We start from the raw sequence: 1,742 nt of genomic DNA, 5'->3' as shown, positions 1-1,742 counted from the left end.
CCGCAAGGGGAAGAACAAGGTGTTTACGCTTAATCATTGCAGGTTACCTTTTTAACTACGTCGGCCAATGCATCGACGCCGGTTGCCCTAATGTAACGTCTCTGGCCCAAAGGGTAAACAAGACCGTCGTCGATGTGCCGATGATATCCTGCTTCCATGCGGCTACCCCCTTGTCATCTGTGTATCGCGATGCTGATTTCCTGAAACAATGGCAAAAACTCACGGCGTTTGATCAAAGAAACAACACTTCGGTCACTGTGTTTCGGCGCGTCCGCAGGGAACCATGCCCGCGAATCATTCCGGCTTTTACCGGCCGGTGCCTGCCAGTGACGGGCTCGGCGGATTGGGGTGGCGATCAGAGAAAGGGCCTGGAATCCGGGCCGTGTCCTGCGTCAGCCGTCCGTCGGGCCTTTTCTTTGCGCAAGGACGAGCGCTAAATACCAGGCGACTGGAGGGAGAGTGCATCAATGACCGGAACCGTGGTGACGATCACCTATTGCACAGGTTGCAACTGGCTTTTGCGGTCGGGTTGGATGGCACAGGAGCTTCTGTCGACCTTCGGTGAGGATCTGGGCGGCGTAACCCTTGTGCCCGGCCATGGCGGTATCTTTGAGATTCTTGTCGGCGATGAACCGGTCTGGGAACGCAAGCGGGACGGGGGCTTTCCGGATGTGAAGGCGCTGAAACAGATTGTCCGTGATCGCATCGCCCCCGACCGCGATCTGGGGCATATCGACCGTGCAGGCGGTTGACGACAACCGGCTGAGACTTGCGCGCTTCGCCGCGCATCCCGATTATTTCAGGCCGCAGGGCCAAGACAGTGATCACGTTATGGCATAACAGAACCGCCGACATCGCATAACAGAACCACAGACCCTAGATTGGCGTCATGATGACAAAGCTTCGATATATCCTCGCCCCGCTGGCCCTTTGCCTGAGCGTCAGCCCGGCCCTTGCCGAGAAACTGCCCCTGAGCACGATTTCGGCCTATTTCAACAGCCTGAAGACGGCCGAAACCGACTTTCGGCAGATCAATTCGGATGGCTCGACCTCGGAAGGTCGGCTGATCATCAACCGCCCCGGCCGCATGCGGTTCGAATATGGCCCGCCTGAGCGGACGTTGGTGCTGGCCTCGGGTGGTCAGGTTGCGATTTTCGACACCAAGTCGAACCAGCCGCCGGAACAATACACGCTGAAGAAAACACCCCTGAACCTGATCCTGGAGCGGCGCGTCGATCTGGCGCGGGCAAAGATGGTGGTGGGACATGGCGAAGCGAATGGCCTGACCATCGTGACAGCGCAGGACCCGGATCATCCCGAGCTTGGGACGATCCAGATGGCGTTTTCGGCCAGCCCGGTCGAGCTGAAACAGTGGGTGGTGACCGATGAGACCGGCGGACAGACGACGGTGATCCTGAACCCGCTGAAGACCGGTGGCAGCTATGCCGCTTCACTCTTTTCGATCAATTCCGAGATCCAGCGCAACAAGCCGCGGCGCAACTGACCCTTAGAGCTTGCCGCAGGCGATAAGCTGGCGCTGATAGTTTTCGGCCCGGCTTCCGACCTCGGCGGCAACCCGCAGCAGCCACGCCTTCTTCATGTGGCTGCCGCGTGAATAGCCGGTCTGGCCTTCGTGATAGGCCAGATACTGGCTGGTCGCGTCCCATTTCGAGATGCCGAGCTTTTGTTCCGACTGGTCCATGTACCAGCCCATGAAATCGGTCGCATCGGTGATCTTGTTA

The 1,742-nt window shown here is 58.6% G+C and carries 2 protein-coding genes and 1 pseudogene; 2 read left to right on the top strand and 1 reads right to left on the bottom strand.

Going from position 1 to position 1,742, the window contains the following annotated elements; translation table 11 throughout:
• Positions 1-467: 467 nt before the first annotated feature.
• Together WBB85_RS19110 and WBB85_RS19105 are read left to right on the top strand one after the other, a co-directional pair.
• Positions 468-752 (top strand): SelT/SelW/SelH family protein, encoded by a 285-nt coding sequence (locus WBB85_RS19110; protein WP_432640178.1) that lies wholly within the window; start codon positions 468-470, stop codon positions 750-752.
• A 140-nt stretch (positions 753-892) separates the two neighbouring features.
• On the top strand, positions 893-1,504 hold the full coding sequence (locus tag WBB85_RS19105; RefSeq protein ID WP_432640177.1) for a LolA family protein: 612 nt from the start codon (positions 893-895) through the stop codon (positions 1,502-1,504).
• A gap of 3 nt (positions 1,505-1,507) precedes the next feature.
• Here WBB85_RS19105 and WBB85_RS19100 read toward each other — a convergent pair.
• A pseudogene (locus WBB85_RS19100) lies at positions 1,508-1,742 on the bottom strand (lytic transglycosylase); the annotation flags it as partial.

The sequence above is a fragment of the Albidovulum sp. genome (genome assembly GCF_049646345.1).
Classification (GTDB): domain Bacteria; phylum Pseudomonadota; class Alphaproteobacteria; order Rhodobacterales; family Rhodobacteraceae; genus Albidovulum.
This window is presented reverse-complemented; position numbering and strand designations above follow the sequence as displayed.